Origin of the sequence: Psychrobacillus sp. FSL K6-1464 (assembly GCF_038003145.1) — a bacterium.
Classification (GTDB): domain Bacteria; phylum Bacillota; class Bacilli; order Bacillales_A; family Planococcaceae; genus Psychrobacillus; species Psychrobacillus psychrotolerans.
The window spans coordinates 2,132,289-2,157,583 of record NZ_JBBOOP010000001.1 but is presented as its reverse complement, the minus strand read 5'-3'; the positions used below and the strand labels follow the sequence as shown (position 1 = coordinate 2,157,583).

The 25,295-nt window shown below is 37.1% G+C and carries 27 protein-coding genes; 20 read left to right on the top strand and 7 right to left on the bottom strand.

Features of this window, described 5'->3' with window-relative positions; all coding sequences use genetic code 11:
• From MKX39_RS10910 to MKX39_RS10850, 13 genes are all read left to right on the top strand, one after another.
• The gene (locus MKX39_RS10910; protein ID WP_340769580.1) at positions 1-885 is read left to right on the top strand and encodes an acetaldehyde dehydrogenase (acetylating); all 885 of its coding nucleotides are present in this window, start codon (positions 1-3) and stop codon (positions 883-885) included.
• Positions 882-1,883: a 4-hydroxy-2-oxovalerate aldolase gene (gene dmpG / locus MKX39_RS10905; protein ID WP_340762706.1), complete on the top strand. Its 1,002-nt coding sequence runs from the start codon at positions 882-884 to the stop codon at positions 1,881-1,883. The genes MKX39_RS10910 and dmpG overlap by 4 nt, the downstream gene beginning before the upstream one ends.
• Positions 1,884-2,372: 489 nt before the next feature.
• Positions 2,373-3,161 (top strand): FAD synthetase family protein, encoded by a 789-nt coding sequence (locus tag MKX39_RS10900; protein WP_340769579.1) that lies wholly within the window; start codon positions 2,373-2,375, stop codon positions 3,159-3,161.
• A 14-nt stretch (positions 3,162-3,175) separates the two neighbouring features.
• On the top strand, positions 3,176-4,045 hold the full coding sequence (locus MKX39_RS10895) for an isocitrate lyase/PEP mutase family protein (protein ID WP_340762704.1): 870 nt from the start codon (positions 3,176-3,178) through the stop codon (positions 4,043-4,045).
• 15 nt (positions 4,046-4,060) lie between these two features.
• The gene (locus MKX39_RS10890; protein WP_340769578.1) at positions 4,061-5,479 is read left to right on the top strand and encodes an FAD-dependent oxidoreductase; all 1,419 of its coding nucleotides are present in this window, start codon (positions 4,061-4,063) and stop codon (positions 5,477-5,479) included.
• A 13-nt stretch (positions 5,480-5,492) separates the two neighbouring features.
• Positions 5,493-6,227 carry an SDR family NAD(P)-dependent oxidoreductase gene (locus MKX39_RS10885; protein WP_340762701.1) on the top strand — a complete coding sequence of 245 codons (735 nt, stop codon included), beginning with the start codon at positions 5,493-5,495 and terminating at the stop codon, positions 6,225-6,227.
• A gap of 23 nt (positions 6,228-6,250) precedes the next feature.
• On the top strand, positions 6,251-6,694 hold the full coding sequence (locus tag MKX39_RS10880) for a GlcG/HbpS family heme-binding protein (RefSeq protein WP_175496326.1): 444 nt from the start codon (positions 6,251-6,253) through the stop codon (positions 6,692-6,694).
• A 4-nt stretch (positions 6,695-6,698) separates the two neighbouring features.
• A complete protein-coding gene (locus MKX39_RS10875; RefSeq protein WP_340769577.1) occupies positions 6,699-8,081 on the top strand; it encodes an FAD-dependent oxidoreductase in 1,383 nt (460 codons plus the stop codon).
• A complete protein-coding gene (locus tag MKX39_RS10870; protein ID WP_340769576.1) occupies positions 8,078-8,926 on the top strand; it encodes an aspartate/glutamate racemase family protein in 849 nt (282 codons plus the stop codon). The genes MKX39_RS10875 and MKX39_RS10870 overlap by 4 nt, the downstream gene beginning before the upstream one ends.
• 374 nt (positions 8,927-9,300) lie before the next feature.
• Positions 9,301-10,440, top strand: a complete 1,140-nt coding sequence (locus MKX39_RS10865; RefSeq protein WP_340762696.1) for an acyl-CoA dehydrogenase — start codon at positions 9,301-9,303, stop codon at positions 10,438-10,440.
• Positions 10,441-10,590: 150 nt separating this feature from the next.
• The gene (gene cccA, locus MKX39_RS10860) at positions 10,591-10,959 is read left to right on the top strand and encodes a cytochrome c550 (RefSeq protein WP_093538370.1); all 369 of its coding nucleotides are present in this window, start codon (positions 10,591-10,593) and stop codon (positions 10,957-10,959) included.
• Positions 10,960-11,047: 88 nt separating this feature from the next.
• Positions 11,048-11,737, top strand: coding sequence for a tRNA (adenine(22)-N(1))-methyltransferase (locus MKX39_RS10855; protein ID WP_340769575.1), 690 nt, complete (start codon positions 11,048-11,050; stop codon positions 11,735-11,737).
• Positions 11,738-11,740: 3 nt separating this feature from the next.
• Positions 11,741-12,859 carry a Nif3-like dinuclear metal center hexameric protein gene (locus MKX39_RS10850; protein WP_340769574.1) on the top strand — a complete coding sequence of 373 codons (1,119 nt, stop codon included), beginning with the start codon at positions 11,741-11,743 and terminating at the stop codon, positions 12,857-12,859.
• Positions 12,860-12,902: 43 nt separating this feature from the next.
• Here the strand turns inward: MKX39_RS10850 and MKX39_RS10845 are convergent, their stop codons facing one another.
• On the bottom strand, positions 12,903-13,880 hold the full coding sequence (locus MKX39_RS10845; RefSeq protein ID WP_093538373.1) for a 4-hydroxy-3-methylbut-2-enyl diphosphate reductase: 978 nt from the start codon (positions 13,878-13,880) through the stop codon (positions 12,903-12,905).
• A 66-nt stretch (positions 13,881-13,946) separates the two neighbouring features.
• Positions 13,947-14,453, bottom strand: a complete 507-nt coding sequence (vrrA, locus tag MKX39_RS10840) for a VrrA/YqfQ family protein (RefSeq protein WP_340762691.1) — start codon at positions 14,451-14,453, stop codon at positions 13,947-13,949.
• Between the two features lie 104 nt (positions 14,454-14,557).
• On the opposite strand from vrrA, the gene MKX39_RS10835 reads away from it, so the two are divergent.
• The 5 genes from MKX39_RS10835 (at position 14,558) to MKX39_RS10815 (ending at position 19,412) form a co-directional block, all read left to right on the top strand.
• On the top strand, positions 14,558-15,856 hold the full coding sequence (locus MKX39_RS10835) for a DEAD/DEAH box helicase (RefSeq protein WP_093538375.1): 1,299 nt from the start codon (positions 14,558-14,560) through the stop codon (positions 15,854-15,856).
• A 12-nt stretch (positions 15,857-15,868) separates the two neighbouring features.
• Positions 15,869-16,753, top strand: coding sequence for a deoxyribonuclease IV (locus MKX39_RS10830; RefSeq protein ID WP_340762690.1), 885 nt, complete (start codon positions 15,869-15,871; stop codon positions 16,751-16,753).
• Positions 16,754-17,392: 639 nt separating this feature from the next.
• Positions 17,393-18,160: a metal ABC transporter ATP-binding protein gene (locus tag MKX39_RS10825; RefSeq protein WP_093538377.1), complete on the top strand. Its 768-nt coding sequence runs from the start codon at positions 17,393-17,395 to the stop codon at positions 18,158-18,160.
• A complete protein-coding gene (locus tag MKX39_RS10820; protein ID WP_340769573.1) occupies positions 18,157-19,005 on the top strand; it encodes a metal ABC transporter permease in 849 nt (282 codons plus the stop codon). The genes MKX39_RS10825 and MKX39_RS10820 overlap by 4 nt, the downstream gene beginning before the upstream one ends.
• Entirely contained in the window at positions 19,002-19,412 is a 411-nt protein-coding gene (locus tag MKX39_RS10815; RefSeq protein ID WP_340762687.1) for a Fur family transcriptional regulator, read from the top strand. Before MKX39_RS10820 ends, MKX39_RS10815 begins: the two co-directional genes overlap by 4 nt.
• 53 nt (positions 19,413-19,465) lie before the next feature.
• Here MKX39_RS10815 and MKX39_RS10810 read toward each other — a convergent pair whose 3' ends face one another.
• The 5 genes from MKX39_RS10810 to MKX39_RS10790 all read right to left on the bottom strand — a co-directional run bounded on the left by MKX39_RS10810 (position 19,466) and on the right by MKX39_RS10790 (position 22,922).
• Positions 19,466-20,083 carry an NAD(P)-dependent oxidoreductase gene (locus tag MKX39_RS10810; protein ID WP_340769572.1) on the bottom strand — a complete coding sequence of 206 codons (618 nt, stop codon included), beginning with the start codon at positions 20,081-20,083 and terminating at the stop codon, positions 19,466-19,468.
• Between the two features lie 159 nt (positions 20,084-20,242).
• Positions 20,243-20,821: a hypothetical protein gene (locus MKX39_RS10805; protein ID WP_093538381.1), complete on the bottom strand. Its 579-nt coding sequence runs from the start codon at positions 20,819-20,821 to the stop codon at positions 20,243-20,245.
• 12 nt (positions 20,822-20,833) lie between these two features.
• The gene (ispG, locus tag MKX39_RS10800) at positions 20,834-21,958 is read right to left on the bottom strand and encodes a flavodoxin-dependent (E)-4-hydroxy-3-methylbut-2-enyl-diphosphate synthase (protein WP_093538382.1); all 1,125 of its coding nucleotides are present in this window, start codon (positions 21,956-21,958) and stop codon (positions 20,834-20,836) included.
• 93 nt (positions 21,959-22,051) lie between these two features.
• Positions 22,052-22,372: a hypothetical protein gene (locus tag MKX39_RS10795; RefSeq protein ID WP_340769571.1), complete on the bottom strand. Its 321-nt coding sequence runs from the start codon at positions 22,370-22,372 to the stop codon at positions 22,052-22,054.
• Between the two features lie 49 nt (positions 22,373-22,421).
• The gene (locus tag MKX39_RS10790; protein WP_093538384.1) at positions 22,422-22,922 is read right to left on the bottom strand and encodes a DUF1189 family protein; all 501 of its coding nucleotides are present in this window, start codon (positions 22,920-22,922) and stop codon (positions 22,422-22,424) included.
• A 171-nt stretch (positions 22,923-23,093) separates the two neighbouring features.
• On the opposite strand from MKX39_RS10790, the gene MKX39_RS10785 reads away from it, so the two are divergent.
• Positions 23,094-24,725: a Na/Pi cotransporter family protein gene (locus tag MKX39_RS10785; protein ID WP_340769570.1), complete on the top strand. Its 1,632-nt coding sequence runs from the start codon at positions 23,094-23,096 to the stop codon at positions 24,723-24,725.
• Positions 24,725-25,204 carry a DUF456 domain-containing protein gene (locus MKX39_RS10780; RefSeq protein WP_340771419.1) on the top strand — a complete coding sequence of 160 codons (480 nt, stop codon included), beginning with the start codon at positions 24,725-24,727 and terminating at the stop codon, positions 25,202-25,204. Before MKX39_RS10785 ends, MKX39_RS10780 begins: the two co-directional genes overlap by 1 nt.
• Positions 25,205-25,295: the final 91 nt, after the last annotated feature.

Here is a 25,295-nt window from a genome sequence, read left to right as displayed (position 1 = left end):
ATGTCAAAATTAAAAGTAGGAATTATCGGTTCAGGTAATATTGGGACGGATTTAATGTATAAGGTTGAGCGCTGTGATTATTTACAAATGTCAGTGATGATTGGTATCGAGTCAGCTTCTGAAGGGTTGCGCAGAGCAAAAGAGCGCGGATATACAACAATTGAAAATGGTATTGAAGGCTTGCGTGATCAAATGGAATTAGTTGATATTGTATTTGACGCGACAAGTGCATATGCACATGAGGCAAACTATGCAGTAGTCAAAGCAGCTGGAAAAAGGATGATTGATTTAACCCCTGCTGCGATTGGTCCATTTACTGTGCCATCAGTAAATTTAACGCAACATATTGAAGCAGATAATGTCAACATGGTGACATGTGGTGGACAAGCTACAATACCGATGGTTTATGCCATTAATCGTATTACCCAAGTTGACTATGCAGAAATTATAGCAACTGTAGCGAGTAAAAGTGCAGGTCCTGGAACACGTGCAAATATTGATGAGTTTACCCATACAACTGCACGGGCAATCGAGGTAGTCGGTGGAGCTAAAAAAGGGAAAGCCATCATTATTTTAAATCCAGCGGAACCACCTATTATTATGCGTGATACGGTGCATGCGTTATTAGCCGAAGAAGGTAAGGAACAAGAAATTATTGAGTCCGTTAAAGAAATGGTTAAAGAGGTCCAATCATATGTTCCGGGTTATCGTTTAAGAGGCGAACCCATTTTTGATGGAAAAAAAGTATCCATTTTTGTAGAAGTTGAAGGAGCGGGTGACTTCTTTCCAAAGTACTCTGGTAACTTAGATATTATGACTGCAGCGGCTGCGCGGGTTGCAAATGAGATAGCTAAAAACCATGTAAATGGAGGGATTCGTGTATGAGAGATGTGCATGTATTAGACGTTACTTTACGTGATGGTAGTCATTCGATGCAACATTCGTATACAGAAGCGCAAGTTCGATCAGTTGCTCGTGGTTTGAATAAGGCGGGTATAGAATACTTTGAAGTTTCTCATGGAGATGGTTTAGGGGGTTCCAGCTTACAATACGGTCTATCAGCAGTGGATGAATTAAAACTAATTGAGGCAGCAGTGGATGAATGTAGTGTTTCAAAAGTTGCTGTTTTATTAATCCCAGGTATTGGTGTTAAAGGTGATTTGCAAAATGCTGTAAGTGTAGGTGCTAAAATGGCACGTGTGGCGACACATGTAACAGAAGCAGATGTAGCTGCTCAACATATTAATCTAAGTCGAGAGCTAGGTCTGAAAACAGCAGGCTTTTTAATGATGGCACATATGGCAGATACTAAAGTGATTGTAGAACAAGCGAAATTATTTGAAAGTTACGGCGCTGAAATCGTATATGTAACTGATTCAGCAGGCTATTTATTGCCTCATGAAGTAACAGAGCGGATTCGGGCTTTAAAAGAGCATGTTAGTTGCGAGATTGGTTTTCATGCCCATAATAATCTGTCGCTAGCGATGGCTAATACATTAGCGGCCATAGAAGCTGGTGCTACATATATTGACGGTTCTTTACGTGCACTAGGAGCAGGGAGTGGAAACACGCAAACGGAAGCTATCATTGCTGTATTAGATCGTTTAAATATTGCCACCGGCGTTCATTTATATGACATTATAGATGTTGCTAATGATGTCATGGCACCTATGATGCTACGTCCTCAAGAAATTAGTGGGTCTAGTTTAATGATGGGATATGCTGGTGTGTATTCAAGTTTCTTACTTCATACTGAAAAAGCCGCAAAGCAGTTTGGAGTAGATGAGCGAGACATTTTAGTAGAGCTTGGCCGCCGAAAAACGGTAGGCGGGCAAGAGGATATGATTTATGAAGTTGCACAATCCATAAGAGCTACAAAATAACAAACCAAGAAGCTGTGCAGAGCAACACTCATCTGTACAGCTTTTTAATAGATAAGAAGTATATAAAAATGTGCCATGAACATTGGTTTTACAAAACTTTAAAGAATGAATAATACTACTGATTTTGGTTTCAGTCGGACGCTTTCCGCTCGGAGCGGAAATCAACGGCATACCAACGTGTTTGTTTTTAAAGGACTGGGCGTTTTTTTGCTCGGTTTTTCTTATGAAGTTAAAAGGTGGCACAATTAGTTATAAATACATACCTAAAACCCCCTACCTCTAACCCACTAAACCTAAAATCCGTTAAAATATAACGGAAAATAAATTGATTATCGTAAAAAACTATTCTAGTTGAACATTATTTTATTTTATATGCTTAAACCATCATTTACGAATTGCATTAAGAAGCCTGAAAAGATCCATTAGTAACATAAAATGTAAACGCTATCAATTTTGTGTGTACCACATGAAAATAGGAGGGGATTCATCATGAAAGTCATTTTAATTGATGCAGAAAATTTAGAGGCTGTACAACGGAAAAGTGAACAGAGCGTGATGGCACTCGGTTTTTTTGATGGACTCCATAAAGGCCATCAAACCGTTATTCAAATTGCCAAACAACACGCATGTAAAAAACAGTTGCCACTGGCTGTGATGAGTTTTTTTCCTCACCCAAAAACGGTTATAACGAATAGCAATGTGGATTATTTAATGCCCATAGAAGAAAAAACCCATCAATTAAAGAAGTTGGGCGTCGACTTACTTTATATCGTTCATTTTACAAAAGAATTTGCCTCTTTAGCCCCTCAGACATTTGTTGAACAATATCTTATGAAGCTTGGTGTTAAAGTTGCTGTCGCTGGTTTTGATTATAAATACGGTTTTAAAGGTGAAGGACAAGTGCATATGATTGCTGAACAAAGTCAGCAACAAATCCAAGTAGTGATTGCTCCAAAAGTCGAAATGGCTGGTGAAAAAATTAGTTCGACTCTTTGTCGTAACTTATTAAAAGCTGGTCATGTTGAAAAAATTTATGCACTATGTGGCCGACCATATTCAATTCAATACGACTTACAAGAGGGCATTGAGCCCTATTTTACACTACCAAAACGAGGACATTACAATGTAGAGATTCATACTACACAACATATATATTCAAACGTTATTGAAGTGATGGATGAGCATTTCATTAGAGGGGTCAATATTCAAAGTAGTGACAAAGTCAAAATAGTATTTTATGAAGCTGATCCTTATTACATGAAGGAATTAGTAAATTAAAGGGTGGGAAGCAATTGAAAAAGACAGAGCAATTTCAACAATTATTGAAAAATCCAAGTACGTTTATATTACCAGGAGCTTTTGACGGCATGACGGCACGTATTATCGAAGAAACGGGATTTCCAGCAATCTATGCAACAGGTGCAGGCATTTCTAATGCGCAACTTGGTTGGGCGGATGTTGGTTTGACTACTGCAACGGAAATCGCCCAAGTAGTTTCATGGATGGCAGATGTGACGAATATTCCAATTGTTGTAGATGCAGATACAGGTTTTGGTAATGCGATTAATATGCAACGCACAGTAAAAATGTTGGAACGGGCCGGAGCGGCAGCTATTCAAATTGAGGATCAAGTGATGCCCAAAAAATGCGGACACTTTAATGGGAAATCGGTTATTTCTAAAGAAGAAATGGTTGGCAAGATTAAAGCAGCTTTAGATGCACGAATAGATGATAAATTAGCGATTATCGCCAGAACCGATGCGGTAGGAGTATATGGAATTGAAGAAGCATTAGAGCGAGCGAATGCCTACAAAGAAGCTGGTGCTCATGCCATTTTTGTAGAAGCGCCGACAGACATGGAACAACTTTTACGGATTCCAAAAGAAGTCCCTGGTATTCCACATATTATTAATTTGGTTGAGGGTGGTAAAACGCCACTTGTTTCTCGTCTAGAGGCACAAGAAATGGGCTTCCAAATTATGTTATGTGCTAATACAGCTTTACGTGGGGCAATAAAAGGAGCGGTGGAAGCTATGAAATTATTACACCAAGAAGAGTCCCAAAAAAATATGAATGATTTAATCTGCTCATGGGAACAACGTCAACAACTATTTAAGTTAAAGGAAATTCAACAATTAGAGGTTCAATATTCTGGTAAGTAGAAAGTGAGGAAGCGTATGACAAAAGTAGATTACGATATTATTGTTGTAGGTTGCGGTGCTGCAGGGACATCCGCTGCATTAGCAGCCGCAGAAGAAGCAAAAGCACAAAATCTAGATATTAAAATTGCAATTTTAGAACGAGCATCTTTTGAGGAACGTGGAGGGAATACACGTTGGACTGCTGCTTATATGCGAATGGAAAATATCGATAATCCTGCACCAAACTTCATAGAAGATATGTTGAAGTTTTCGGATTATTACGCAGATGAGCAGTACATACGAATATTACATGAAAATGCAGGTTCGACATTGCGCTGGGTAGAGTCGAAAGGTGTAGAGTTCGATTTCTTACCTACAATGTTTTTAACGGCTTCTAAACCACGTTTGTTACCTGTTGGTGGTGGTCGTGCGATTGTTGATACACTTAGCCTACGTGCTCGTGCCCTCGGTGTAGAAATTATCTATGAAACGACTGCATGGGATTTAGTACTCGACGATTCAGGCAATGTAAAAGGTCTTAAAGTACGTATTGCAGAAGGAGAAACACTCACCTTATCGACTAATGCAGTGATATTAGCAGCAGGAGGCTTTCAAGGAAGTCATGAGATGATGGCACAATATATTGGCCGTCATGCACATAAAATTCCTACCGTTGCTGAAGGTGGATTATTTAATAAAGGTGAGGCCATTCGTATGGCATTACGAATTGGTGCAAAAGGGCAAGGACAATTTGATGCTTTCCATGCGGAAACTGTTGATCCTCGTAGTAAAAGGGAAGAAGCAGGGGTCATGATGTACCCATATGGTATTTTAGTAAACCAACAAGGCGAGCGTTTTGTCGATGAAGGAGAAACGACGATTGATGAACAATATGAAGCCGTTGCTCGTAAGATTTTCTACGAATGTGAGGGTCACATTGCTTATATGATTTCGGATCAAAAAATGTACGATATACCTGGCCATGAAGAAGCATTGCAAACAGAAGTCCCTCCAATTGTGGCAGACACAATTGAGGAACTAGCAAAAGCGTTAGACATTCCAATAGAAAAATTATCTAAAACGGTAGAGGGATTTAATGAAGCTTGCCCAACAGGGGAATTTTTATTTAACCAAAAAGATGGATTAGCAGCGACAGAGATCTCACCGCCAAAATCGAACTGGTCCATTCCTATAAATAAAGGTCCATTTATTGCATATCCGATTATTTGTTGCAATGTATTTACAAATGGAGGGCTAGCAACGGATACAAATGGTCGCGTCTTATCAGGAGACAATCATCCAATTCCGGGGTTATATGCAGCAGGAGAAACATCCGGTCTTTATTACGGGAAATATCCAGGAGGCACATCAGTATTACGTTGTTTAGTATTTGGAAAACGTGCAGGAGAACATGCCGTCAACCTGATCACTTCACAACAAAAAGCGTATTTATAATGGGGGAATTAATATGCTATTGAATGGAAGAGTGGCCCTTGTTACAGGTGGTGGTCGAGGTATTGGACGAGAAACATGTTTGTTACTTGCTTCTCATGGAGCACATATTGCGGTCTGTTCTCTTTTTGAAGAAGAGTGTCAAGAGGTTGTCGATGTCATTAATAAGCAATACAAAGTCCGAGCAATTGCAGTACCCTGCGATGTAACGAACGAAGCCCAAGTAAAAAAAGCATGCGCCTTCGTAAAAGAAGAACTTGGCCCAGTAGATATATTAATAAATAATGCTGGCACAATGAGCATGTTACCTTTTGTAGATACAACGACAGAGGAATGGTTGCGTGTCCATGATATTAACGTGAATGGTCCTTATTACTTCTGTTCTCAAATTGTGCCAGATATGATTGCTAAACAAGAAGGAACCATTATTAATATTTCATCTATTTGGGGAACAAAAGGTGGACCAAATCGTAGTGCTTATATTTCATCAAAACATGCAGTTATTGGTTTTTCAAAGGCAATAGGAGAAGAATTAAAACCATATGGGATCCGCGTTAATGCAGTATGTCCGGGCCCAGTAGATACGAAAATGACCGATGATTTAGGACCGGATTTAGATAAAACAGGATGGTTACAGCCAATTGATATGGCAAATGTTATTGTCAATATCGCATTACCACATAGTAAAGCTATAACAGCTGCTTCAATTGAAGCGTTCGGAACTGGAATGCCAGTAGGTCTTACAAAATAATAAATTAAAGGGGATAGAGAATTATGGAACAAACATATACTTTCACACAACAAACAATTACTTTAAATTTGGCAAAACAAATGCTAGAAGCTGCAGAGAAAAAAGGAATTGAACTTGGTATGAAATTTGCCATTTCAATTGTAGATAAAGCAGGGAATTTAAAAGCATTTTACGCAATGGATGGAGCACCTGTCTTAGCGCTAGAAATTGCTCAAAATAAAGCATTCTCAGCCGCAGCATACAATCGTGCAACACATGAATGGTATGACCGCTTAAAAGATGATCCACCTTTATTAACAGGTCTCGTGCATACAAATCGACTAGTTATATTTGGTGGAGGTTATCCAATTCTAATTAACGGTGAATGTGTCGGTGGAATTGGAGTAAGTGGTGGACACTATTCACATGACATGCAAGTATGCGAAGCAGGCTTAGAGATTCTAGCGGTATTAACAAAGGAAGCTTAAGCCTATGAAAGCAGTTGTAGATATTGTAATTATCGGCGCTGGTATGGCCGGTCTTTGCGCATCAGTGGAAGCCGCTGCTGCGGGAGCGAGTGTGATAGTTTTAGAAAAACAACCTCAAATTGGTGGTAGTTCATTATTAAGTGGTTGTTTTATGGCATTTGCAGGAACAGAATTTCAAAAACAACATGGAATTACTGATTCAGCAGACAGTTTAATAGAAGATATGTTGCAAGTTGGGCAGTATAAAAATGATCGTACTCTCGTTGAAACATATGGACAGCACCAGTTAGAAACATACAATTGGCTTGTTAATCAAGGTGTACAATTTATAGATTGTCAAGCAGTGAGTGGCCATACAAACCCACGTGGGCATACGATTGTCCCCAATCAGGCAATTGATATGTTAAAAAGTAGAGCAATCGAACATGGCGCAAAAATATATACGGATGCTGTAGTTACTCGTCTAGAAAAAAGAAATGAGCGAGTTGAGCAAGTCCATGTAACATATAGAGGTCATTCATATGTTGTGGAAGCACGTAAAGGTATTATTATCGCCTCAGGTGGTTTTTCCCGTAGTGAAGACTTACTTGAACACTTTGCTCCCGGGCTAACTAATACAATACGTTTGGGTGGAGTAGGAAACACAGGGGACGGCATCAGGCTTGCATGTGAACAAGGTGCATGGTTACGAGATACACCATATTTAAAAGGCACATACGGATTCCATCCTAGCTCTACGAATGACAATAAACGCCAAGCTCATACTTTTTATAAAGGAGGCATTATTGTGAATGAGCAGGGCGACCGTTTTGTAAATGAATCTATATCCTATAAATTACTAGGAGATGCAGCATTACAACAGTCGGATCAAAGTACTTTTCAAATTTGGGATCAAACAGTAATGGATAAAGGTGTAAAAGGAGATGCATTGTATGATTTTGCATCACTTGAAGAACTAGGTTTAATGGAACGTTCTGAATCTATCGAAGCATTAGCAACAATAATTGGAGTTCCACCCTCATCGTTACAACAAACGATCAGCAGTTATAACGAAGCGGTCGATACAGGAAATGACGTATTGGGTAGAACAACACTTACGCATACATTTGGAAAACCAACAAAAATTATAACAGCTCCTTTTTATGCGATGAATACCTCAACGGCCATGCTAGCTACATATGCGGGTGTAACAGTGAATGAAAAGGCAGAAGTGTTAAATCCCTTTAATGAAAGTATTCCAGGTCTTTTGGCGGCAGGTGAAGTTGTAGGGGGCTTCCATGGTGCAGGATATATGACGGGTAGTTCACTCGGAAAGGCAGCAATATTTGGTCGCATAGCTGCTAAACAAGCAATCCAACAATCGAATGTAGAGGAGGCGTTGGTGTGAAAATTTGGCACCAAAGTTTAACATCCATTGAAGACATTCCAGTTTATCGAGATGCCGTTGTAAATCATTTCTCTAAAATCGCACGTCCAGATGTAGATGTTGTGTTACATGGTATGTCGAAAGAGACTTATCCACAGCAATATCCGGGACATTTTATAACGTACAATTATTTACAAAGTTTGCATAAGGAACAATTCATTAGAAATGCAATGATAGCTGAAAAAGCTGGCTATGATGCCGTTTTTATTGGTACGATTCCTGACGTAGGGTTAATCGAAGCACGATCAATTGTTGATATTCCTGTGATAGGTTACGGGCAAGCATCGATGCATATTGCGTCGATGCTTGGAACAAAGATTGGTATTGTGAATTTTCTAGCTCCACTTGTTGACCAGTTACGTTTCAATGCTCAACAATACGGCTTGGGGGAAAAGGTAGGTCCGATCATCCAGGCGGATATTGGCTTCTATGATATTTTAGAGGGCTTTGACAATCCACAACCGATTATCGAAAAGTTTACAATAGCTGCTCAACAAGCTATAGCGCAAGGTGCGGATGTAATTATTCCTGGTGAGGGGCCGATGAATATTTTCTTGGCAAACTTTGGTATTCATCATGTGGACAATGTGCCGATAATAGATTCCTTTGGGGCAGGTATTAAAATGTGTGAAACGATGGTAGATTTATATAAAATCAGTGGAATGTCCATGGCCCGTACTGGATTTTTCAATGAAAAACCACCTGCTGAAGTTTTAGAAAAGTTACGCAGTTATTATAACCTACCAGATGTGTCAGCTGATATGGACTTTGGTTTATCAATTCGTTCAGTAACCAGTTCAGTATAAATAAGAGAGCATCTTTCTACACATCCAAATGTGTAGAAAGATGCTTTTGTTTTCTACATTGATGAACTAACGTAGAACTTATATAATTTTTCTGAGAGTTTAACTAATAGATTTACTCAAAAGTGAAAATAGAGTGTAAAGAAATTATAATTTCTAGTAAGTGTTCCTGCTAATAAATAGACTCTCGCTTTTTTTATAAAATAATCCTAACCTGTATGCCATATGGGTTGGTCTGCAAACACCATGGAATTATTAAGAAAAAAGTGTTGATCAAAAATAGCTGTCGTCCCCTTATTATAATATATCTTTGAATTTCTTATATTTTTAGTATAATAGAAATGTAAGCGTTTTTATTTACAAAGGGGATGAATGAAATGAATTTTGATTTAACACAGGAGCATAAAATGATCCGCAAAACTATTCGTGAGTTTTCGGATGAGGTTGTAGCGCCAGGAGCGATTGAGCGCGATAAGACGAAAGCTTTTCCAAAAGAAATCTTTAAACAGTTAGCCGACATGGGGATGATGGGCTTACCGTTTTCAGAAGAGTATGGCGGAGCAGGTGCAGATACAGTTAGTTTTGCAATCGTGACAGAAGAGTTGAGTAGAGCATGTGCTTCTACAGGAATCACTTATTCTGCACATATATCGCTTGGGGGAGCTCCACTTAATCTATTTGGTACAGAAGAGCAAAAACAAAAATATTTGGTTCCAGTATGTACAGGCGAATCCTTCGGGGCTTTTGGTTTAACGGAACCTAATGCAGGATCAGATGCAGGCGGTACACAGACAACGGCTAAAGAAGATGGCGATGATTATGTTATTAATGGAAACAAAGCTTTTATAACGAATGCTAGCTATGCAAAACACCTAGCATTAACAGCAATTACGGATATCAAAGATGGTAAAAAAGAAATTTCTGCAATAATTGTGCCTACGGATGCAGAAGGCTTCTCTGTTATTGATAATTACGAGAAGATGGGTCTAAATGCATCTAATACAACTGAGCTAGTATTGGAAAATGTAAGAGTACCAAAGGAAAACCTACTAGGGGAGAAAGGGCAAGGATTCAAGCAATTTCTTGTAACTCTTGATGGTGGCCGAATTGGTATTGGAGCAATGGCAGTTGGAATTGCACAAGCAGCTTTCGACAGAGCGCTACGTTATTCTAAAGAGCGTAAGCAATTTGGAAAAACACTTTCCGAGTTTCAGGTAACGCAATTTAAATTGGCAGATATGGCGATGAAAATTGAGCTAGCACGTACAATGGTCCATAAAGCGGCATGGTTGAAAGATCAAGGACGTGCTTTTGGGAAAGAAGCTTCTATGTGTAAACTATATGCATCCGAAATAGCAATGGAAGTAGCGGATCAAGCTATTCAAATACATGGTGGATATGGCTATATGAAAGAGTATGAAGTAGAGCGCTATATGCGAGATGCAAAATTACTAGAAATTGGTGAAGGAACTTCTGAAGTACAAAGAATGGTAATTGCTCGACATATTGGGTGTTGATAGTAGAAAATGAGCTAAGATTATGTCTAAAATGTCACAATCTAAGAAAACTTCTCTCCTAAGACTTTTAGTTTTCTTAAGAATGCAGTACAATATTAATGTTGACTAATTCTATATTAGAAAAGATTGTATTAAAAGGGAGGGTTAATTATGCAAAAAAATCCAATAATTCCATTTATCTTAATTATGGCTTTTGGTATTGGTTTAATTTTCTTCTTGTCTATGGATGGTGTAGGAAACAAAGAAGAAATTGCTGCAACTGAAGAGCATGCAGAAGGAACTGAAGGCGGAGAAGCTTCAGCTGGAGAATTTGATCCAGAAGCTTTAGCTCAAGGGAAATGTATCGGTTGTCATGGTAATAGTTATGAAGGCGGCATGGGTCCAGCTTTAGTTGGAACTGCATTGTCTGAAGACGAAGTAAAAGACGTTTTAGCAAATGGTAAAGGTGCAATGCCAGCTGGATTAGTACCTGAAGAAAACATTGACGCTATGGCGGCATGGGTTAAATCTTTAGAATAGTATGTAACTAAAAGACCTTTGATTCTGTAAAAGAATCGAGGTCTTTTTTCTTTTTTGCTATAATAGTTAATGAAGAGGTGTTGAAACAATGAATGCAAAAAATTTGTCGACTAGACTGAGAACAGTCGCTACCTTTGTAAAAGAAAATACTACTTTGGCGGATATCGGTAGTGATCATGCTTATTTACCATGTTTTTTGGTACATGAAGGTGTCATTTCTAAAGCTATTGCCGGTGAAGTAGTCAAAGGTCCATTTGAATCTGCTCAAAAACAAGTAATAAGTGAAGGACTTCAAAATAATATTGATGTTCGTTTCGGGAATGGTTTAGAGGTCATCACGGCTAACGACAATGTCCAAACGGTTACTATAGCTGGAATGGGTGGTCCGCTTATAGCTTCTATCTTAGAAACCGGAAAAGAAAAACTTACCACTGTGGATACATTAATCTTACAACCAAATGTTCATGCGAAAGCTATACGAGAGTGGGCTATTCAAGAACAATGGAAGATAGACCAGGAAGTAATTTTAGAAGAACACGATAAAATTTATGAAATTCTTGTATTAGTAAAAGGGCAAATGAAACTTTCGGAAAAGGAATTATTAGTTGGACCAATTTTGAGTAAAGACAAATCGCCTGTATATCTAAAGAAATGGACCAATGAAGTAAATGAATGGCAACGGATTGTAGATGAACTTAACAAATTACAAGGAACTGAAGTACAGCAAAAGAAACAATTACTCGAAAACAAAATTGCCTTAGTAAAGGAGACTTTATAAGCGATGAAGGAAACAAATGGGCAACATATTATTTCCCTTTTCGAACAATGGGCACCAAAGTCTTTGGCAGTTGAAGGAGATCCAGTAGGTCTTCAAATTGGGACTCTTAACAAAACTATAACTAAAGTGTTGGTTACTTTAGATGTAAATTTAAAGACAGTAGAAGAAGCTATTGTAAATGGTTGTGAGCTAATTATTGCTCATCATCCTCCTATTTTTCGCGGATTGAAAAATATGCGAACAGATTTACCTCAGGGCATGTTAATAGAGAAATTGATAAAGCATGATATTGCTGTATATGCTGCGCATACCAATTTAGATATTGCTTCAGGTGGGGTAAATGATTTACTTGCTACTGCTTTGCAACTAGAAAACATTAATATTCTAGAGCAGACTAGCTCTGAACAATTAATGAAGCTGGCGGTCTTTACTCCTAAGGAATCAACAGAGCTAGTTAGAACAGCATTAGCAATTGCTGGTGCTGGTCAAATTGGAGATTACACGGATTGTAGCTTTACTTCAGAAGGAGAAGGAAGGTTCAAACCGTCTAGCTTAGCTACTCCTTTTATTGGACAAGCGAATGAATTAGCAGTAGTAGAAGAAGATAAAATAGAGGTTGTTTTTCCTATTTCTATGAAAAGTAAGGTGTTAAAAGCATTACTGACAAGTCATCCATATGAAGAACCTGCTTATGACTTAATATTGCTAGATTTAGAAGTCAATGAAAAAGGACTTGGGAGAATTGGAACATTGCCGCAAAGCCAAACATTAGCTGACTACGCAGAAATAGTTAAAAAACAACTGAATGTACCTTTTGTTCGAGTGGTAGGAAATTTGACGAAGGAAGTTAAGAAAGTTGCTGTCCTTGGTGGAGATGGCAATAAATATATACAGACTGCTAAAAGAGCTGGAGCGGATGTGTTTGTAACAGGTGATTTATATTTCCATGTGGCACAAGATGCAGAAGCTATAGGTTTAGCAGTTATAGATCCGGGTCATCATGTGGAACAAATTATGAAAATTGGTGTTGCGGAGTATATGACTAAGGTTTGTATGCAACACAAACTTGCTGTTGAATTCATCCCATCCAACATTTCAACGGAACCCTTTCAATTGATTTAATAGAATATAAACAAAAAAGCTGCTCTCTAGTGAGCAGCTTATTTTATTTAACTGGATAAGGTTCAATTCGATCTACTGGTTTTGGTACTTTAATTTTAGGTAGAATTTTGGATGGTATTGTTTTTTTTGTTGTATCGTGAGTTTCCGGGTCGTTTGGATCATACTTTTCTAAGAATTGAATAACTTCTTTTACTATTGGAGTAGGTGTGGAAGCACCTGCTGTCACTGCAACATGAGAAATATTATCCAACCATTCCAATTGTAGTTCGGAAATGTCGCCAATTCGGTAAGAAGGTGTTCCAGCGATTTCCTCTGAAACTTGTGTCAATCTATTAGAATTGTTACTCATAGGATCTCCAACTACTATTAAAAGTTCCGCATCTCCAGCTTGTTCAGCAACCGCTTCTTGACGAACCTGAGTAGCCAAACAAATTTCTTTATGGACTTCAATATGAGAGAACTTCTCTTCTAATTTCTTCATTAAATCCACAACATCCCATTGAGACATTGTAGTTTGATTGGTAACGAGTAATTTATCGGTCTTAATAGTTAAATTCTCAATGTCCTCTAACGATTGAACTAGATGTACCTTGTCTGGAGCTACACCTATTGCACCTTCTGGCTCTGGATGACCTTTTTTACCAATATAAATAATGTCATAGCCTTCAGCTGTTTTTTCTCTTATGAGGTCATGCGTAACTGTAACATCTGGACATGTAGCATCTATTGAAACAAGGCCCTTTTTACGAGCTAACTCTTTCACTTCTGGTGAAACACCATGTGCGGTAAAAATAACCGTACCTGTATCGACTTTTGATAATATATCTAAGCGATTTTCTCCGTCTAACGTAATTATGCCATCCATCTCAAATGCATCTGTTACATGTTTGTTGTGGACGATCATTCCCAAAATATATATTGGCCTTGGCAGAGAAGTATCTAATGCAGCATTTCGAGCAATTACCATTGCATCCACTACACCATAGCAGTATCCTCTAGGCGAAATTTTTTGAACTAACATTTACGTAACTCCCTTCAATACGAGCATACTCATATTATAACGGAGCGGCTAGACGATTACAAAACTTTAAATTGGAGGCTGGAAAATTCTAGGTATTGATGCTCCGTTTGTTAGAGAAGCAGCAGTACTAGTTGCTCTCGCAGCTGTTGAAGCAGCTGCAGCAGCACCTAAATTACCAGTAACGGCAGTAGTAGCAGCTGGTACAGATTGAAAACCACGGTATAATTTTAACAGTGCCGGTACATTTTGTATCATAGGAGCAAATTGTCTAACCATTGGTGTAAGCTGCTGGGCAGTATTTAAGAATTTGTCGGCTGTTTGTAGGTAACCCATAGTTTTCGATACTGGTTGACCTTGTTGAAAGCCTCCTGTTGGAGCAGCAGACTGAAATTGACTAAAAAAGTTAGTAGCCGGACCTGCAGGTGCAGTTGGTGGTGGTGGAGGGGGAGCAGCCTGATTCCCTCCCCAAAAATCAAAAGAATTATTTGGAACATTCTGAGGACTTGAATTAGACATGCCAAAAAAGTCATTTCCCTGATTTTGGGCAAACGGATAAAAAGATTGGTAACGCATTTTTTCATCTCCTTTCGAACAGCAAAGACTATTATATTCTATGCAAATTGTACGTTTTATGTACAATCGTGGTACAATAAAGAAATGTGAGGGAGTGACGTACAATGTCAAAATATACAGATTATAGTTTTCAGCCTTTTTTATTAGATGCAATAGAAAAATTAGGCTTCCAAGAACCAACGCCAATTCAAAAAGAAATGATTCCACTTGTATTAAAGGGGAAAAGTGCGATTGGTCAAGCACATACTGGAACAGGAAAAACACATAGTTTTTTAATCCCAATTGTTGAAAAAATAGATGCGAGTAAAAGAGAAGTACAAGCAGTTATTACATCACCAACAAGAGAGCTTGCAACGCAAATTTATAAAGAGTTGAACAAGCTAGTAGAAGGCACAGATATTCAAACAAAATTATTCATTGGTGGAACGGATAAAGCTCGTTCAATCGAAAAATTAAAAACTCAACCACAAATCGTAGTTGGAACGCCAGGTAGACTTCGTGATCTTACTGTAGAGCAAGCACTACTTGTTCATACAGCAAAAGTTTTAGTTGTAGATGAAGCTGACTTAGCTTTCGATCTTGGCTTTATCAATGAAATTGATCAATTTGCATCTCGTATGCCTGATAAATTAGAAATGTATGTATTTTCTGCTACAATTCCAGAAAAATTACAACCTTTCTTAAAAAAATATATGGATTCACCAGTCCATATAAAAATAGGCGAGAAACGTCGAGTAGCAGAGGGTATTGAATTTATTGTAACTCCGGTTCGAAGCAAATCTAGAAAGAAACGCTTGTTGGATGTAATGGAAGGTATTAATCCGTACTTAGCCATTATATTTACAAATACGAAACAACATGCAGACGAAGTAGCGCATTATTTAGAAGGAAATGGTGTCAAAGTTGGTGTTGTTCATGGCGATATTTCACCTCGTGATCGTAAACGTGTGATGAAACAAATACATGAACTAGAATTCCAATATATCGTGGCAACCGATTTAGCTGCTCGTGGTATTGATATTCCTGGAGTAAGCCATGTGATTAACTATGAACTTCCAGATGATTTAGAGTTCTTCGTTCACCGCGTAGGCAGAACAGCTCGTGCTGGCATGACTGGGATCGCAATTTCATTATATGAACCATCAGACGAAGATGCTTTAGTGCGCCTTGAAAAAATGGGGATTCCACTAGAGCATAAGGATGTCGTTAATGGTGAATGGTCTGAACTTAAAGAACGCCATGCACGTAAAAATCGTACAAAAAATGAAAATGAAATAGATGCAATCGCTAAAGCCCAAGTCCGTAAGCCTAAAAAGGTTAAACCAGGCTACAAACGTAATATGAAATGGGAAATGGATATTGTGAAGAAAAGAGAAAGACGTATTAAAAACCGTAAGAAATAAGGAGTTGTCATCATGTTATTAGGTTCACATGTTTCGATGAGTGGAAAAGAGATGCTACTGGGTTCAAGTAAAGAGGCTGCATCATATGGTGCAAATACTTTTATGATTTATACAGGAGCACCACAAAATACTAGAAGAAAACCAATTGAAGAATTGAATATTGACGCTGGTATCGCTCATATGAAAGAAAATGGGATGTCCAATATCGTCGTGCATGCACCTTATATCATCAATTTAGGTAATACAACAAAACCTGAGACTTTTGCTCTTGGTGTAGAGTTTTTACAAAAGGAAATTGAAAGAACTGCTCATATAGGTGCTACTCAAATTGTATTGCATCCAGGAGCTCACGTAGGAGCAGGAGTAGAAGCAGGTATTGCTAGAATTGTTGAAGGTTTAAATGAAGTGCTGACAACCGATTGGCCAGTTCAAATAGCTTTAGAGACAATGGCTGGAAAAGGCTCAGAATGTGGTCGCACTTTTGATGAACTTGCACAAATTATCGACGGTGTTGTAAATAATCATCGATTGTCCATTTGCATGGATACTTGTCATATTCATGATGCTGGTTATAATATCGTGGAAGATTTTGATGGAGTCTTAAATGAATTCGATAAAATAATCGGTATTGATCGTTTAAAAGTACTTCATATCAATGATAGTAAAAATGTATGTGGAGCAGCAAAGGATCGACATGAGAACATCGGTTTTGGTGAAATTGGATTTGATGCTTTGCAGTACATTGTGCACCATCCTCAATTGATGGAAATCCCTAAAATTTTAGAAACGCCTTTTGTTGGTGTAGACGCTAAATCGAAGGAAGCTCCATACAAGCATGAGATTGAAATGCTTCGCTCAAAACAATTTAATGCAGAAGCAATAGATGCGTTGCGCTAACATGCAAGAGCACGTTCTTTTCAAATTAAACGCTGTTTTCTAGATGATTACCGAGCTTATTTATAGGGGTGTTGGTTGGTTGTAACGAGATGTTACAACCAACCAACATCTCTTTTTTCTATAATCTGTGTATGGTTTTTTTTATATACGTCGCCCACTAACTTCGGTCCACAAGAGGCGAGGACGGTGCAGCGTTCGTTTGTATCGGAAATCAGTAAGTATTATTGTATTGCAATTACCTATTTTAGATAGAAATTTTCAGGTATTAACTTCGTTCATCCAAAAGAAGTTGGTGCTTTTTCTTTAATTTCTTTATAAAGTTCCATAGCACGTTGTTCCCCAAGTATTTGAATTAGTTTTTGTTGGATAGCAAGCGGAACGCCAAATAAAAGCCAGGAAAGGGAAATTTCTTTTAGTAATGGGTAGACACTTTTTAATTCTTTGTCGGAAATTTCTATATCAAAGCCCTTTACGATTGTCTTAAACTCCTTAATAGAGCATGTTTGTAACTGTTGAACAAATTTATGGATATCCAGAATAACATCCTTCCAAGTAATATTTATTTACACATGGTGCAATATGGACTATACTAATACTTTGTAAATCGTAATCATTCTTAATTAGAATCGAGGAAAAATAATGGGAAGCCCATTGATCAACTTACATAACATTTCGTACCAATACGAACAAACTAAGGCATTAATCGATATTAATCTTACTATTGCAGAAGGTGACTTTCTTGCGATTATTGGACCTAATGGTTCTGGTAAGTCTACATTATTGAAAATAATACTAGGATTATTAAAACCAACGAGCGGTGAAGTACTTCTTTTTGGGAAGCCAGTTAATCAGTTTAAAGAGAAAGAACGCATTGGGTATGTTTCACAAAAGTCCAATTCGTTTAATACCGGATTCCCGGCAACGGTGACTGAGGTTGTTAGAAGTGGTTTAGTAAAGAAGACAGGGTTATTTCATCGATATCCTGCAAATGTTAACAAACAGGTAAGACAAGCGTTAAAATCAGTCGGTATGGATGAATATTCTATGAAAAATATTGGCGATCTTTCTGGAGGACAGCAACAGCGTGTTTTTATCGCTAGAGCATTAATCAGTAATCCAAATGTATTGATACTTGACGAGCCAACCGTTGGAGTAGATAGCAAAAATGTAAAATCTTTTTATAATATGTTAAGTCATTTAAATCGGGAACATAATATTACCATTGTGTTAGTTACCCATGATGTCGATGCAGTATCCAAAAGTATAAGTCACGTTGCTTGTTTGAACCAGCGAATTCATTTTCATGGTTTTAAAAATGAGATGGACCAGATGAGTGATGAACAATTAGAGGCTTGGTATGGACACGCAGTTCGTAAAGTCGATCATCAAAGTGAGGTAAAATCATGATTGACTCTATTTTTCACTATGAATTTTTACAAAATGCTTTTGCCTCAGGTCTAATCATCGGTTTTATCGCTCCACTATTAGGGGTTTTTATAGTTGTTCGTAGACTTTCGTTAATAGCTGATGCTTTGAGTCATGTAACATTGGCTGGTATTGCTGGTAGCTTATATTTGAGTCAGTCTGTCGGGGCATTGGCCCTATTAAACCCATTATATTTAGGAATAGTCGCATCTGTGACTGGGTCGTTGTTTATCGAGAGATTAAGAAGATTATATAAACACTATGAAGAGCTTGCTATACCTATTATCATGTCTGCTGGGCTCGGTTTTGGAGCAATTTTCATCTCATTAGCAGAAGGATTTAGTTCGGACCTATTTAGCTATTTATTTGGTTCCGTATCTGCAGTAAGTCGTCAGGACTTATGGATTATTATAGGCATTGCGTTAATTGTAATAGTATTTTTAATTTTATTTTTTAAAGAATTATTTGTACTTTCTTTCGATGAGGAATATGCGAAAGCATCAGGACTTCCTGCTAAATGGATTCATGTATTATTTATGATTGTGACGGCATTAGTTATTGCAGGGTCGATGCGAATTGTAGGTATCTTACTCGTTTCCTCACTTATGACACTGCCGGTTGCTGCTGCTATGCGTATATCTAAAAGCTTTAAACAAGCAATCTTGCTATCCGTTATATTCGGTGAGTTATCTGTTATTGTTGGATTGGTTAGTGCATTTTATTTGGATTTAGCGCCAGGTGGAACAATTGTTGTTACTTCAATTATCATTTTACTTCTAACTATTTTTTCTAAAAAGATAGGGAGCAAGGGAGCTGTTTCAGGGTGAATATAGAAAAAGCATGGGATATTTTAAAAAATGAAGGATTTAAAAAAACAGATAAACGCGAGCAAATACTAAGCATTTTTACCGAAACGGAAAAGTATATAACTGCTAAAGATATTCTGAATGTGATGAAAAAAGAACATCCCGGGATGAGCTATGATACAATTTATAGAAATTTAAGTACCTTTGTAAATCTGGGAATATTAGAAGAAACCGAGTTAACAGGAGAGAAACATTTTAGAATGCAATGTGAGGCTGATCATCATCACCATCATTTCATCTGTATGTCCTGTGGCAATATTAAAGAAATTCCATTTTGTCCAATGGAAGTATTGCAAAATGCTATACCAGGCTACGAAATAGAAAACCACAAATTCGAAATCTATGGCAATTGCCCATCCTGTCATTAATAAAAAGTAGCGTAGACCAGTATAAGGTCTACGCTACTTTTTTTGTATATTGCTTAATCACTCAATCCAACGGATGTATTTTCATATTCCTTGTTCATAAGAGCCTTATATATAAAATCTGCTACATTTGCTCTAGTAATAGTTCTACCTGTGCTAGGCACACCCGTTAAAGCCTCTTTATAAACACCTGTAAATTCTTTATCGTTCAAACCCATAGGGCGTACAATTGTAAAGGTTAAATGATTATTTCTTATATAACTAACTGCATTCGAGTGATCAGTTAGCACATTTTTAAGCATTTTTATCATTAATTTGCCCATTAAACCCGGTATCTCATTTTCTATTCCTGCCGAGGCAACATAGACAATGCGTTGGATATTATTAGCGACCATTCCGTCAACAACATTCTTTGTCATCTCTTCTAACTGCGTAGATTTTTTCATACCAGTTGTAGAGCCTAGACAAGAAATAACAGCTTCCTTACCTGCAATAGCTTCTTTAACGGCCGCTTTATCAAAAGCATCACCTTGGATAATAGTTAAACGTTCATGCACTAATTCTAATTTCGAAGGGGACCTCACAAAAGCGGTTACTTCATGTCCTTTATCTAAAGCTAGTTTAGTAAAATGCTTTCCTACACCACCATTTGCCCCAAATACAATAATATTCATACTCTATTCTCCTTCATATTTAAGATAGCATTGCTCTAGTTATTTTAATGTTAAAAGTAAACAAGTTCTAGCTAATAAAAATAGAGTATAAAACCTCAGCGATTTTATACTCTATTACTATTTCAGCTAGCCTAACTATTCACATGAAACTCTGAAGTTTTACTTTATAGCCATTGAAAATTCTTTTTCAATCCAGTTATTCGCTTCAATCCAATTATTCACTCGGATAACACGAGATGGAACTGGCAACTGATTATATGGTGTATTAAATAATATTACGGGAATATCAAGTTCTTCACTAATTTCAACGGCATTATCGTGTTTGTCTTCAAAAAATGCATGAACACCATGTCTTCGAGCCGTCTCTATTTTGTTATGTGTGCCAATCAGTTCAATATGATCGTATAACAACTCTTGTTGTTTAAACCAATCTAGTGTAATGTCCATGACATTGTCACCACGAGCAGAGATAAAATATAACTCGTATTTTTCTTTCCAAGCAGATAATACAGCGTGTGCATCTGGTTGAATAGGGGATGTGGCATAAATAGTAGCTTCAGCTTTTTTAAACCATTCGTAAAATTCTTTTTGACTTACTGGAAATGCCTTCGTTAAATCATATTCTTTAATATCTTCTAACTGTAAATTACATTTAAATGCTTCGTTAATATGAGGAAGCAAAGAAGTAGGGGATGTTACTGTCCCGTCTATATCGATACCAAATCGTATATTCGTCAATTACACCATTCCTTACACTTGTGTTTTTTCTTGCTTTTGCTGCTCTTCTAGCTCTTTGTTTGCAAAATATTCTGCAGCAAGTTTGTCTATTTCTACTTTAAGTTCTTCGACCATTGTTTCTTCAGGTACTTTACGCACTGTTTTGCCTTTCATGAATAACAGACCTTCACCACGTGCGCCTGCGATCCCTATATCTGCCTCACGAGCTTCTCCTGGGCCATTAACTGCACAGCCAAGTACTGCAACTTTAAGAGGGGCTTTAATGTGCGAGATATATTCTTCTACTTCATTTGCAATTTTTATTAAGTCGATTTCAATACGTCCACAAGTAGGACAAGAAATTAGCGTAGCTGAATTAGAAGATAGTCCGAAAACTTTTAGTAATTCGCGTGCTACTTTTATTTCTTCTACTGGGTCTGCACTTAAGGAAACACGCATTGTGTTACCGATTCCCATGCTTAAAAGTGTACCCAATCCAGCGGCACTTTTGATTGATCCTGAGAAAAGAGTACCAGATTCTGTAATTCCTAAGTGAAGAGGGTAGTCAAATGCTTCGGATGCTTTACGATAAGCCTCTACAGCCAATGTAACATCGGATGCTTTCATGGAGACGATGATATCATGAAAGTCTAAATCTTCTAGTATTTTAATATGATGTAACGCACTTTCTACCATTCCATCTGCAGTTGGATAACCATACTTTTCTAAAATTTTTCTTTCAAGGGAACCAGCATTTACTCCTATACGAATTGGAATACCTTTTGCTTTAGCTGCATTTACAACTGCTTCCACTTTTTCTTTACGGCCAATATTACCTGGGTTTATACGTATTTTATCAGCACCCTGCTCTATTGCGATAAGTGCTAACTTATAGTCAAAGTGAATATCTACTACTAAAGGAATATTAATGCGTTTTTTTATCTCGCCAATCGAGTAAGCTGCACGTTCATCTGGACATGCGACACGTACGATTTGACAGCCTGCTTCTTCTAAACGTAAGATTTCAGCAACTGTTGCTTCTACATCATGTGTTTTTGTTGTTGTCATACTTTGTATAAATAGCTCGTTGCTTCCACCTATTGTTAAGTTTCCAACTCGTACTGGACGAGTTTTGGAACGATGTATTAATCCGCTCATGAAATTCTCTCCTTCTTGAGGCATATGCCATCACTATTCACCATTTTATCAGTCTTTCCAATGAAATGACAAGAAAGAACGCTCTATTTTACATTATTTACATACAGTTGACGAAGTATAGGTAGGTAAAAGAACATTTTCGCCTGCTTTAAACGACTGATTTATAAAATGTGGATTAAGCGTGTAGAAGTCGGTAAATCTTTCCGTATAGGTGATTGTTTCACTAGAAGGATATAGGGCAAATAATGAATGTAGTGTATCTCCAGCCATAACTTCCACAGTTATATAATCTAACTCTTTCTCACATGTTACTGGTTGAGAGGAGTAGGCTAGTGGGATAGTTCCTTCGATCAAATCTACTTTAATAATATAGAAAGAAACTAGTAATAGAATAGTTGCTACAAATATTTTCATAAGAAAACCCCCTTACTCTAATCTATGCGAGGTAAGGGGGTACTATGTATTATCTTTTCACTGGATAGTATTTAGTCGTTAAAAAGATAATTATCAAAGTTAGTGTATAGATTACTAATTGAAGATAGTTGTTTGAAACTTGTAAAATAGCCAAAATAATAGAGATTATCATTGGAATTGTACTTGCAAAGAGAGTAGTTCTCCAAATATGACGAAATTCACCTTTTCTCTTTCTAAGCAGAAGAATAATACTACCTATATATGCAAATATACTTATGCGAACAAAAATTAACAAAGTGTTTAATACAAATAAAAATATAAAGGAGAATGGATATAAAAGCCATTGAATCTGGGAAAAATATTCTAGTAAACCTTCCATCGATTGTTGTTGGTCAGAAATTCCGTTGATGAAATAAATAAAAGAGATAATGGACATGATAAATATATAACTAAATATATATTGCATTACTTTGCCAATCGGTATAAGTCGAAAAGCGGCCATTTTTTTAGGACTATGTAAGCTAGATTGAAATAATTGAAATAAACTCAAATGTTGTCACCCTTTCAATCTCATTCTAACATTAAGCAAATAAAAACATAAAGTAGCATTTGCATTGTTAAGAAATTGTAAAGAATGTTTTAATCTATTTACAATACCTTACTGACTACTGAATAATAGAGAAGTATGTGAAAATTGTCGAAAACGGGAGTTGAGTATAGAGTGGAATTAAATTGGCAGGAAATACTCTTTCAATTTTTTGGTGGGCTGGGTATTTTCTTGTTCGCAATTAAATTTATGGGTGATGGTCTTCAAAAAGCTGCAGGCGATAAACTTCGTGATATTTTAGATAAGTATACGACTAACCCGTTTATGGGTGTATTAGTAGGTATAATTGTTACTGTGCTTATTCAATCTAGTTCTGGTACAACAGTTATTACTGTTGGTTTAGTTAGTGCTGGATTCATGAAGCTCCGACAAGCAATCGGTGTAATCATGGGTGCAAATATCGGAACAACTATTACTGCCTTCATCATAGGTTTCGATGTAGGCGGCTATGCTTTACCTATAATGGCTGTAGGAGCATTTCTATTGTTTTTCTTTAAGAAAAACAAAGTGCAGAATCTAGGCGAAGTTATTTTTGGATTTGGTGGGTTGTTCCTTGGTCTTGAACTAATGAGCGATGGGATGAAACCACTAAGAGAACTGAGCACTTTTACTGATTTTACACTTAGCATGAGTGATAGCCCTATTCTCGGAGTATTAAGTGGGACTATTTTCACGTTGGTCGTACAGAGCTCAAGTGCAACGGTGGCGATTCTTCAAGGACTTTATGCGGAAAACCTTCTTTCTTTACAAGGATCACTTCCAGTTTTATTTGGAGATAATATTGGTACAACTATTACAGCGATACTTGCTTCTTTAGGTGCATCAGTTGCAGCTAAGCGTGCGGCGGCTACACATGTATTATTTAATGTAGTAGGTAGTATTATATTTTTAATATTGTTGACACCTTTTACAATGTACATTGAGTGGATTTCCGGTGTACTTGATCTGGAAAATAAGATGCAAATAGCATTCGCACATGGATCATTTAATGTAGCCAATACAATTATTCAATTCCCGCTTATTGGAGCATGGGCTTATCTCGTTACTAAACTTATCCCTGGTGAGGATGTTTCAATCGAATATAAACCAAAACACTTAGATGTTCACTTTATTGAACAATCACCATCTATCGCTATTGGTCAAGCAAAAGAAGAAATATTGCGAATGGGTGCATTAAGTGTGCAAGGACTAGAAACGACATACGCTTATTTAAAAACAAACCTTAAAAAAGATGCAGATTTAGGTTATCAAATAGAAGATGCATTAAATAACTTAGATCAAAAAATTACAGATTATTTAGTGAAAATCTCATCACAACCTTTATCAGTACAAGATTCTAATAGACATAATATATTAATGGACACAGTTCGGGATGTAGAAAGAATTGGAGATCATTTTGAAAATATCATAGAATTAGTCGATTATAAAGAAGTGAATCGTTTATTCCTTACGGAAGATGCTATAAAAGATGTTTCGGAAATGTTCGAGCTTACAATAGAAACTGTTTCTATATCATTGGAAGCATTAGATACGAGCAATGTCGAATTGGCGAAAAAAGTGTCAGAACAAGAAAATGTAATTGACAAAATGGAACGTCAGTTTAGAAAAAATCATATTCTACGTGTGAACCAAGGAACTTGCTCTGGACAAGCAGGAATTGTTTTTGTTGATATTTTAAGTAATTTAGAACGTATAGGCGATCACGCTTCCAATATTGCGGAAACTGTATTAGGTAAAAGAATATGATAGATATAATTGGTTGGATATTAATCATTTTATGTTTTATAGTTGCTTTTATCGGCACGTTTTATCCTATAATCCCATCGGTTGTGTTTATGCTACTGGGATATGTTGTATATGGATTATTTTTCTCCTTTACAGAGCTGACCTGGTTGTTTTGGGTAATTCAAATTCTTTTTGTTGTATTACTATTCGGAGCGGATATGGCGGCAAATGCTTTTGGAGTGAAAAAGTTCGGAGGGACCAAAGCTGGAGTGTGGGGAAGTACTATTGGGCTCCTTTTTGGTCCATTTCTTATCCCTGTAGCGGGTATTTTAATAGGACCCTTTATTGGTGCTGTCTTGGCAGAACTGATTGTGACACGGCTCGGTTTAAAACAAGCGATTAAATCAGGAGTAGGTTCTTTAATAGGATTTTTAACTTCTTCATTAGTAAAGATTATTGTTTTAGTGATAATGCTTATTGTGTTTATATTCTTTGTGTAATTTCAGTCAAAAGTATGATTATAATTATTTTAGTCGATTTTAATTGAACGATTGTTCATAGTTTGATACGCTAATACATGGAAAGAATTTT

What these genes read in the sequence shown, in the direction of transcription:
- MKX39_RS10845 (WP_093538373.1), bottom strand. Translation starts at nt 13,880, where the DNA reads ATGTTAGTTCAAAAAATTTCGCCTAGAGGATACTGCTATGGTGTAGTG.
- cccA (WP_093538370.1), top strand. Translation starts at nt 10,591, where the DNA reads ATGCAAAAAAATCCAATAATTCCATTTATCTTAATTATGGCTTTTGGT.
- MKX39_RS10825 (WP_093538377.1), top strand. Translation starts at nt 17,393, where the DNA reads ATGGGAAGCCCATTGATCAACTTACATAACATTTCGTACCAATACGAA.
- MKX39_RS10900 (WP_340769579.1), top strand. Translation starts at nt 2,373, where the DNA reads ATGAAAGTCATTTTAATTGATGCAGAAAATTTAGAGGCTGTACAACGG.
- MKX39_RS10910 (WP_340769580.1), top strand. Translation starts at nt 1, where the DNA reads ATGTCAAAATTAAAAGTAGGAATTATCGGTTCAGGTAATATTGGGACG.
- MKX39_RS10885 (WP_340762701.1), top strand. Translation starts at nt 5,493, where the DNA reads ATGCTATTGAATGGAAGAGTGGCCCTTGTTACAGGTGGTGGTCGAGGT.
- MKX39_RS10810 (WP_340769572.1), bottom strand. Translation starts at nt 20,083, where the DNA reads ATGAATATTATTGTATTTGGGGCAAATGGTGGTGTAGGAAAGCATTTT.
- MKX39_RS10875 (WP_340769577.1), top strand. Translation starts at nt 6,699, where the DNA reads ATGAAAGCAGTTGTAGATATTGTAATTATCGGCGCTGGTATGGCCGGT.
- MKX39_RS10855 (WP_340769575.1), top strand. Translation starts at nt 11,048, where the DNA reads ATGAATGCAAAAAATTTGTCGACTAGACTGAGAACAGTCGCTACCTTT.
- MKX39_RS10865 (WP_340762696.1), top strand. Translation starts at nt 9,301, where the DNA reads ATGAATTTTGATTTAACACAGGAGCATAAAATGATCCGCAAAACTATT.
- MKX39_RS10795 (WP_340769571.1), bottom strand. Translation starts at nt 22,372, where the DNA reads ATGAAAATATTTGTAGCAACTATTCTATTACTAGTTTCTTTCTATATT.
- MKX39_RS10835 (WP_093538375.1), top strand. Translation starts at nt 14,558, where the DNA reads ATGTCAAAATATACAGATTATAGTTTTCAGCCTTTTTTATTAGATGCA.
- vrrA (WP_340762691.1), bottom strand. Translation starts at nt 14,453, where the DNA reads ATGCGTTACCAATCTTTTTATCCGTTTGCCCAAAATCAGGGAAATGAC.
- MKX39_RS10830 (WP_340762690.1), top strand. Translation starts at nt 15,869, where the DNA reads ATGTTATTAGGTTCACATGTTTCGATGAGTGGAAAAGAGATGCTACTG.
- ispG (WP_093538382.1), bottom strand. Translation starts at nt 21,958, where the DNA reads ATGAGCGGATTAATACATCGTTCCAAAACTCGTCCAGTACGAGTTGGA.
- MKX39_RS10820 (WP_340769573.1), top strand. Translation starts at nt 18,157, where the DNA reads ATGATTGACTCTATTTTTCACTATGAATTTTTACAAAATGCTTTTGCC.
- MKX39_RS10890 (WP_340769578.1), top strand. Translation starts at nt 4,061, where the DNA reads ATGACAAAAGTAGATTACGATATTATTGTTGTAGGTTGCGGTGCTGCA.
- MKX39_RS10850 (WP_340769574.1), top strand. Translation starts at nt 11,741, where the DNA reads ATGAAGGAAACAAATGGGCAACATATTATTTCCCTTTTCGAACAATGG.
- dmpG (WP_340762706.1), top strand. Translation starts at nt 882, where the DNA reads ATGAGAGATGTGCATGTATTAGACGTTACTTTACGTGATGGTAGTCAT.
- MKX39_RS10880 (WP_175496326.1), top strand. Translation starts at nt 6,251, where the DNA reads ATGGAACAAACATATACTTTCACACAACAAACAATTACTTTAAATTTG.